Here is a 7,656-nt window from a genome sequence, read left to right as displayed (position 1 = left end):
GAACCCGGCGGCGTTTGCCTCCGCGCCCGGCGCTTGCAGCCTGGGGACCCAGGGAACCGACGGGCCCGACCGGATCACTTACACCGTTTATGACGCCGCCAACCGGGTCACCCAGGTGACCAGCGGTTATGGAACGACCGCGCCCTATGCGCCCCGCGTCGAGAAGACCGTCACCTACACCGCCAACGGCCTGGAGCAGACCCTCGCCGACGGCAGGGGCAACACCACGACCTACGAGTATGACGGCTTCGATCGGTTGGTGAAGGTCCGCTATCCCAGCCCGACCTGCTGCGCCAGCTCGACCGCCGACTACGAGTCCTACGGCTATGACGCGGCCGGCAATCGCACCACCTGGCGGCGGCGCAGCGCCAGCCTCGACCCCAACGCCGACACCATCACCTTCACCTACGATGCGCTGAACCGGGCGGTCCACAAGGGTGGTCCGGTCGCCGACACCGACTACGGCTTCGACAATCTTGGACACCAGACCTCTGCCACCTATTCCAGCGGCGGCGGAGCCACATCGGCGACCTATGACGCCCTGGGGCGGATGAAGACCGAGACCACCAACGGCTTGACGATGAGGTACCAGTACGACGCGGCGGGCCGACGGATCGCGGCTATCTGGCCCGACAACACCTTCGCGTCCTATGCCTATGACGTGACCGGCGCGATGACGGGGATCTGGGAGAACGCCGCTCTTTCGCTTGCCGGCTACGCCTATGACGACCTGGGCCGCCGAACCGCGACCTATCGCGCCAATGGGGTCCACAGCTTTTACGGTTACGACGCGGCCTCTCGGCTAAACTGTCTGAGCCATAGGGTGGTTTGCACCGATCCGGCTCGGACCTGGAGCTTCGCCTACAACGCCGCCGGCCAGGTCACGACCCGTTCGGCCAGCAGCGGTCTGTACGAGTGGAGCCAGGTTCAGGCCAGCAAGACCTACACCGTCAACGGCCTGAACCAGTACGCCACGGCGGCGGGAGCGGCGATCGGCTACGATGCTCGGGGCAACCTCTCCAGCGACGGGTCCAAGACCTACGGCTACGACCTGCTCAATAATCTGACGTCCGCCGGAACAAGCGCTCTCACCTACGAGCCTTCGGGCCGTCTGTGGTCGACGGCGGCGAACGGTGTGACGACCAACTTCCTGTATTCAGGTCCGGATCTGGTGGCCGAGTACAGCGGTGGGGCGCTCCTGCGCCGCTATGTGCCCGGTCCCGGAGTCGATGCGCCGGCGGTGTGGTACGAAGGCTCGGGCACGACCCAGCCGCGCTACCTGCTGTCCGACGCCCAGGGCTCGATCGTCTCGGTGACCGACGCGGCCGGCGCGGCGATCACCACGAACACCTATGACGAATACGGCCTGCCGAACGCCGGCAACCAGGGCCGATTCCAGTACACCGGCCAGATCTGGCTGCCGGAGGTGGGGCTGTACCACTACAAGGCCCGGGCCTATTCTCCGACCCTGGGACGGTTTCTCCAAACCGACCCCATCGGATATGGCGACGGGCTGAATATGTATGCCTATGTGGGCAATGATCCGCTGAATCGGAGTGATCCGATGGGCCTTGCTTCGGAGGATGACGCGGAGCGTGAGCGCCGACGTCGCGAGGCGGACGAGCGAAGGAAAAGAGAGCAGCAGCCGTGTGGCAGCGACTTTGCCGGTCCCTCATGCAGCGTGGCAAAAGGGGGCGGCGATAGTTCGACCTTGAACAAGATTGGCGATGTGATTAATGGCCCGTCGGCGAAGGCAACTATCGTAAAAAATCAAAATGCTATCAAAGAGATGGCTGAGCGATACGGCGTCGATCCTGCCCTGATTATGGCCATAATTTTTGAAGAGCAAAGCCACAAGCTGCCCTTTGGAATTGAAGAACTTACGGATTCAACTGTCACAAGTACGGTTGGGCTAGGGCAAATTACGATCGGATATTATGGCCGTGGCAGATATGCTCTCGGAAATGATCTAACCAATATAGAAACTGTCGCTCGTCATGTGGCAAATATTCAATCCGGTGCGCTCATTGATTCCAATCGGTTGGCTGCATCTATAGCTACGCGCTATAATTGCGGATCATGCTCGAATATAAGCAGATATGGCAATCGAGTAGAGGCATACAGAAGGGGTTTTCTTTCGTGGTAAATCTATCTTCAAGGTTCTTGTTCAAAACGCTGCGATATGTAATTGCCGTTTTATACGCGGCATCCGGCTCCTTGGCTATTCTGACCTCCTATGATCAAGATAAGATCGACCGGGAAGGTGCTTCGATTGTGTTTGTGAGGTATATTGGGTATTTCTTGCTAACGACGTCAGTGTTGATATCGATAAACAGCTTGTTTCCTAGCAAATGTACAAAATACGTTGCCGTTCCGTTTGGTATTCTTTCTATTATTGTACTCGCTCTTTCAGTTGGTATATTAGGCTGGTCTTTGTCGTCATTCTCTATTTCTGGAATTGTTTTGGTGCCGATAGTGATATTTCTTGGGCTAGATCTGAGTAAATATTTTGATGCTATCAAGGGGGCGTAAAGCTTTAGCTGGCAGTGGAGAATAACGACTAAGCGATGCATCGCAGCATTTGCGCTGAAGGTTGGCCTGTCGTCCGGTGCGCCGATCGATCGCTACGGCGCAATGGGATGGCGCGTTCTACCTGATGGCCGATCGGTAGGTTCGATCGTCACCGCCGTCAACGACGCGGGGCGGCGATCGCCACCAACACCCTATGACGAATACGGCATCCCGGCGGATGGCAATGTGGGCCGGTTCCAGTACACCGGCCAGGCTAGGCCTAGCCTGGATCCCGGAGCTGGGGCTGTACCACTACAAGGCCCAGGCCTATTCTCCGACCCTGGGACGGTTTCTCCAAACCGACCCCATCGGGTACGGCGATGGGCTGAACTGGTATGCCTATGTGGGCAACGATCCGATCAATCGGATCGACCCGACAGGCATGGTCGATGAAGGGTGTGGAACTCCCGGCTATCCAGCGTGTCCGCCTTCGCCCGATGTGGAGAACGGCAACCTCACCGAAACTGTCTTGAGTCCGCCCGAGTGCAACAACGCGTGCATGTGGGAAAACATGAAGCAAGAAAACCTGAAGCTCCAAATAGGGAAGCAACAGGAAGAACTTAGAAGACTATTCTGTAGTGCAGTTGGGGTGTTGGGAAGCAGTGGACGCCTTCGGCTAGGGGCTGATGCAGCTGGTGGTGCCGGCGCCTTCGGAAAAACAGGCCTTGGTGTATCTCTTCGGGGAAATGGAAGCCTTGAATTCGATGGCTATCTTGGCTTTGGCGTAGGTGGTGGCGTCTATGGTGGCGCTGGACTTGGCGCTGACAACGCGGGCGGCACCACGAGGGGCTGGGGCGTATCCGGCGGCCCGGAGGTCACTGGAGCTTTCGGTGTTCCGCTGTATGGGCCGCTAGGTGCGGGCGCATACGGTTCGGTTCCCTTTCAGCCTACTGGGCCCAATGGAGGTTGGAATTTTAGCAACCCACAGGTTGGAGGTGGAGTCGGTGTGGGGCCGCGTTATGGCCTCGCAGCTGGCGCAAGCGGTACTGCGACCGTCACCTATCGAACACAAGGTGTGTGCTGATGAATTTTCAAAGTCGATTGGCGATAAAGTTAAGAATGGTCGCGTATCTCGCGCTTGCCTTCTTGTGTGTAGTTCTCTCGTGGGTTGGTAAAATTCCAGCAATCTGGATGTTGGTTGGGATATTAATCTCCGGATTTCTTTTGTATTTGGAGCGGTGCCCAAATTGTTCCCACTCTTATCTAATGCAAAAAGGAAAAAGTGTATTTAGGCTGGGCGAGCGGTGCGGAAAATGTGGTAGAAACATAGGGTCGTAACTACTTTGCCCTGAAAGTGCCCGCGAGTGTGATTGCGCGGTAAATACGAATGGTTGAAGCCGGGTGCGCGCATTTGGTGTCGCTTGGCCTCGGATCAAAAAGGCCCTCCCATGACGCCTTCGCAGACCACTCCCCAACCTGGCGATCGCCTTGTCGCCGCCATCGAGGCGCAGACGGTGGCGATCGAGCGCGCGATGCCGAGGGCGTTCTGGACCCAGATCGTCGGCCTGACGGTGATCATGTCGGTGGCCATGACGGCGTTCGTGGTCGTGGTGAAAGCCGGCTGAGGCCGTTCATCCGCTAGCCGATCGCGGCACCCATCGCCCCAACCCAAGGGGGCTGTCCCCGTGCCGGAAGACCGCCTTGGGCGGTGACCTCAAAACCCACCAAGCCCTCCGAAGCGACCCCGACAAATGAGGGCAGGAAGGAAGGGCACGTCCCGCACACCTGCGGTTCAGATAGTGAGCTGAAAACGCATTGTCAGGTTAACCCGCCTCGGCACAATGCGCCCAATCACGCCCAGCTCAGGCGTTCACAGCCTGGCTCCAAACGTGCATGGCTTCGCCGCGGAACTGGCGCAGGGTCTGGCGGCGGAACAGGTGGGACTGGACGTAGAAGGTGTTGTAGACCGCCGCGTGGATGGTGAGGAATCGCTGGGCGGAGGCCTGGGATTTGAACCCCTGCATTTTCCGCTCCCGCCTTCGGATCGGCAGGTGAGAGTTTTCGGCGCGGTTGTTTTCGCGCAATCGACCGGGGCGGTGAAGGTCGGTCATATTCAGCGCCTTCAACGCCGCGACGTAAGAGCCTAGCCCGTCGGTGGTGATTGAGACAGGATCGACAGGCTGGTTACGCAGCAAGCGCTTGAGCAATTTCAGGGCCGCGTTCGTATCGCGCCGGCGCTGCATGACCAGGTCGAGGACCTCGCCCTCGTCATCGACGGCGCGCCACAGATACATTCGGCGATCGCCGACGTTGCAGACCATTTCGTCCAAATGCCAACGAGGCGACGGCACCGGCCGTTGCCGCTTCAGGTTCCTGGCGATCTGGGGGCCGAACTTGACCGTCCAGCAGCGGATCGTCTCGTAGCTGACCTCGATCCCGCGCTGGGCCAGCAGTTCCTCGACGTCGCGGAAAGTCAGGGTGAAGCGGAAATAGAGCCACACCGCGTAACGGATGACGTCAGGTGGGAACCGGTGACGCTTGAAGGACAGGGCACGCATGGCGCGCTCCTGCCGTTCCCGACGAGCCGTGTCTAGACCGATGGCCGCGCGGCGCCCTGGTTAAGCTGACAACACCGGCGCGCCGCCTTCGCTCAAGGATGTCGCGCGCAAGGTCAGGGCTTGAGCGCCAGCAGATGCCGATAGCCGGCGCGGGTCATCCATCTGGCGCGCTCGAGATGGGTTTCCCAGCACCGGCGGCTGAGATCGGGCGCCTGGCGCGCGTCGCGACCCAGGATCAACAAGCTGGCCTCCCGCCAGTCCGCGCCGTCCTGATCCGCGTCCAGGAGGCGCAGATAGGTGACCAGATGGCGCTGGTCATAGTCGGTCAGCGTCTGCGACCACGGCGCTTCATCGGCCACGGGATGTTGCAACTGGGACGTCAAACCAAGATCTCTGAATGCGGATGCCACGAGCGCGTCACTCTATCAGGCCTGTCTTCCAAGGCCCTAGCGCCGAGGCGGCGGCGACGTCCATCAAGAACTTGGCTTTGAGATCGGGGCCCGCGGGTCGGCTCGACAGGCGAGGCGGGCTCGGAAACACTTTGGGCGTGGGAAGCTTCGAGCGGTCGCGATGTCCGATGTCCGCGCCCTTGCGCCGGTCTGGCGACAGGCCGAAACCTATGAGCCTCTGCTGGGCGCCGATGCCTCGGTCTGGGCCTGGGAGTTCGCGCGGCGCGGGCGTGGTCGCGACGCGGGCCTGGACGGCGCGGACCCGGGCGAGATCGCGCCCGAGCTTTGTTTCGCGGGGCCCGGCCCCGCCGGAGACCCGCTGCCCGCCGTGCTCTGGCGCTGGCAGGCGGACGGGTCGGTGCCCGTCCTGACGGCCCAGCCGGCGACGCCTGGCGACGCCGCCGCGCTTGACCTGGCCCGGCTGGACCTGCCGTGCGTTGTCGTGCGAACCGCCGACGGCGAGCAGCACCTTCAGATCAGCGCGGGCCTTGCCCGCCTGCGGTTGGCGCTGGTGGGGGGCGACATTCTCGCCGGTCCCGCGATCCTTCACTTCCATTTGCCGGACGCGGGAAGGGGGGGCGCGGCCCTCGCGGCGGTGGCCAAGCTGATCGCCCTGCGCGACACCGGCCGGCTGCCCCCGCGACCGCGCGCCCTTTCGAAGGCCGGGCGCTGGCTGGAGGTCCTGCGCGCCCATGACGCGCGCCAGGCCGGCGCCAGTCAGCGCGACATCGCCCTGGCCCTGTTTGGCGAGGAGCGGGTGCGCCAGGACTGGAGCGGGCCTTCCGACTACATGCGCATGCGCGTCCAGCGCCTGGTGCGGGCGGCCGAGGAAGCTGTCGGCGGCGGCTATCGGCGAGTGTTCGGGCTCAGGGCCGCCGAGACCGGGCGCGCGCCGGTCGTCGACATCTGGCGTTCGCCCGCCTGGCGCGGCGGGTTTTCGTCGCTGGTCCTGGCGGTCGCGATTTTCCTGGGGACATCTTTCGGACCGACCCAAACGCGGCGCGAGTCGTGCCGATTTTCAGGAGACCCGTGCCTGAAAACGGTCGAGCGGTCCCGGATCGTGGCTCTGGCGGGGTTCACACGCCACAATTCCCGAGCCCAACTCGCCCCAGACGACGACGCCGATTCCGGTCATGCGTCCTGAAGGGCTCAATAGGGGCATGGCCAAGTCCCGCCTCGCGCCCCGCGGTCCCGTTCGCGCCGCCTCGCCCCGCGCCCAGCCGCGGCCGGATCCGACCGACCCCGACCGCGCCCGCATGGCCTGGGAGTTCCTGCGCCGAAATCCCGACTATCGGGCCGACTACCGCAGCTGGCGAGCCGGGGCGGCGATCGGCGTGGCCGAGCGGTGGGGCCTGCGGGCGCCGCTGGATCCGGATCTGCGCGATATCGACGCCGGCGCGATCTGGCGCGCCGACGGGGCTTCCTGCGCGCACCCGCCTGGCGCGGCGCGGCCGCCCGAGCCGCGGGCTATGGATCGTCGTGACGCAGCCGTGGCAGGTTCTCCGCCAGCCAGCGCTCGGCGCCTTGGTCCATCTTGTCCATGTGGCCTTCGAGACTGTCGTATGAACGCTTGAAGGCCTCGATGAAGAACTGCGGCTGGATGTTGGTCATCCGGTCGCCGACCTTCTGCTCGAACTTGTGGAACGAGGCGAGCTTGATCGAGGCGGCCTGGTTTTCGACACAGCGCAGGGCGTGATCCAGCGAGCCCAGCATCAGCGCCTCGATGATGCCGACCGGATCGCTGCCGGTGGCGTCGCCGAACCGGAAGATCCGGGCGATGTCCAGGGCGCCGGAGCCGGACTCGAAGTTGTAGTAGGTGCGCAGGGGCAGGCCCATGGCGTCGGCCACCTGGCGCGCCGACAGGTGTCGCAGGTCGCGAATGTGCTTCAGGATTTGGGACAGGAGCTGACCCTGGCGCCTCAGCTCCTCGGATGCGCGTTTGACCAAAATATTACCCGGCACTTGCTAGTGTCTATGAGGCGGCAAAGCGACGAACAGGTCAAAGCGCAACCTGACGTGTCTTTGGAAAACCATTCTCGCGATACGGTTTCAAGCACGCCGACCCAGGGCCCGGGGCGAGGCGCGCGCCATTTTCCACGATGGTTTTACCGACTTATGGCGCGGGCCATGCCACGTAA

Annotated in this window: 7 protein-coding genes and 1 pseudogene; 5 read left to right on the top strand and 3 right to left on the bottom strand. The window is 62.5% G+C overall.

The annotated features are described in order from the left end of the window. The 3 genes and pseudogenes from ASD38_RS19005 to ASD38_RS24060 form a co-directional block, all read left to right on the top strand. The coding region (locus tag ASD38_RS19005; RefSeq protein ID WP_200946021.1) for an RHS repeat-associated core domain-containing protein at window positions 1-2,146 on the top strand (2,146 nt) is incomplete at its 5' end. A gap of 579 nt (window positions 2,147-2,725) precedes the next feature. After that, window positions 2,726-2,896 (top strand): annotated as a pseudogene (locus ASD38_RS24735) (hypothetical protein); the annotation flags it as partial. A 1,063-nt stretch (window positions 2,897-3,959) separates the two neighbouring features. Beyond that, window positions 3,960-4,136, top strand: coding sequence for a hypothetical protein (locus tag ASD38_RS24060; RefSeq protein WP_156390787.1), 177 nt, complete (start codon window positions 3,960-3,962; stop codon window positions 4,134-4,136). A gap of 237 nt (window positions 4,137-4,373) precedes the next feature. Here ASD38_RS24060 and ASD38_RS19000 read toward each other — a convergent pair whose 3' ends face one another. Both ASD38_RS19000 and ASD38_RS18995 read right to left on the bottom strand, forming a co-directional pair. Further along, the gene (locus tag ASD38_RS19000) at window positions 4,374-5,069 is read right to left on the bottom strand and encodes an IS6 family transposase (protein WP_056462456.1); all 696 of its coding nucleotides are present in this window, start codon (window positions 5,067-5,069) and stop codon (window positions 4,374-4,376) included. A gap of 113 nt (window positions 5,070-5,182) precedes the next feature. Next, complete coding sequence (locus ASD38_RS18995; protein WP_442857057.1) at window positions 5,183-5,479, bottom strand: DNA -binding domain-containing protein; 297 nt, start codon at window positions 5,477-5,479, stop codon at window positions 5,183-5,185. Window positions 5,480-5,639: 160 nt separating this feature from the next. Here ASD38_RS18995 and ASD38_RS18990 point away from each other — a divergent pair, with 160 nt between their 5' ends. Both ASD38_RS18990 and ASD38_RS24730 read left to right on the top strand, forming a co-directional pair. Then, the gene (locus ASD38_RS18990; protein WP_082560805.1) at window positions 5,640-6,662 is read left to right on the top strand and encodes a DNA -binding domain-containing protein; all 1,023 of its coding nucleotides are present in this window, start codon (window positions 5,640-5,642) and stop codon (window positions 6,660-6,662) included. Next, on the top strand, window positions 6,652-7,092 hold the full coding sequence (locus tag ASD38_RS24730) for a transcriptional regulator domain-containing protein (protein ID WP_327020184.1): 441 nt from the start codon (window positions 6,652-6,654) through the stop codon (window positions 7,090-7,092). The genes ASD38_RS18990 and ASD38_RS24730 overlap by 11 nt, the downstream gene beginning before the upstream one ends. Here ASD38_RS24730 and ASD38_RS18985 read toward each other — a convergent pair. Beyond that, window positions 6,986-7,465: a helix-turn-helix domain-containing protein gene (locus tag ASD38_RS18985; protein ID WP_056446304.1), complete on the bottom strand. Its 480-nt coding sequence runs from the start codon at window positions 7,463-7,465 to the stop codon at window positions 6,986-6,988. The two genes, ASD38_RS24730 and ASD38_RS18985, sit on opposite strands and share 107 nt — an antisense overlap. Window positions 7,466-7,656: the final 191 nt, after the last annotated feature.

Source organism: Caulobacter sp. Root487D2Y (assembly GCF_001427165.1).
Taxonomy (GTDB): Bacteria; Pseudomonadota; Alphaproteobacteria; order Caulobacterales; family Caulobacteraceae; genus Caulobacter.
The sequence above is the reverse complement of the archived record's forward strand: the minus strand, read 5'-3'. Positions and strand labels throughout refer to the sequence as shown.

Excerpts from the sequence above, each read along its gene's own strand:
- ASD38_RS24060 (WP_156390787.1), top strand. The coding sequence starts at position 3,960 with ATGACGCCTTCGCAGACCACTCCCCAACCTGGCGATCGCCTTGTCGCC.
- ASD38_RS19000 (WP_056462456.1), bottom strand. The coding sequence starts at position 5,069 with ATGCGTGCCCTGTCCTTCAAGCGTCACCGGTTCCCACCTGACGTCATC.
- ASD38_RS18990 (WP_082560805.1), top strand. The coding sequence starts at position 5,640 with ATGTCCGATGTCCGCGCCCTTGCGCCGGTCTGGCGACAGGCCGAAACC.
- ASD38_RS24730 (WP_327020184.1), top strand. The coding sequence starts at position 6,652 with ATGCGTCCTGAAGGGCTCAATAGGGGCATGGCCAAGTCCCGCCTCGCG.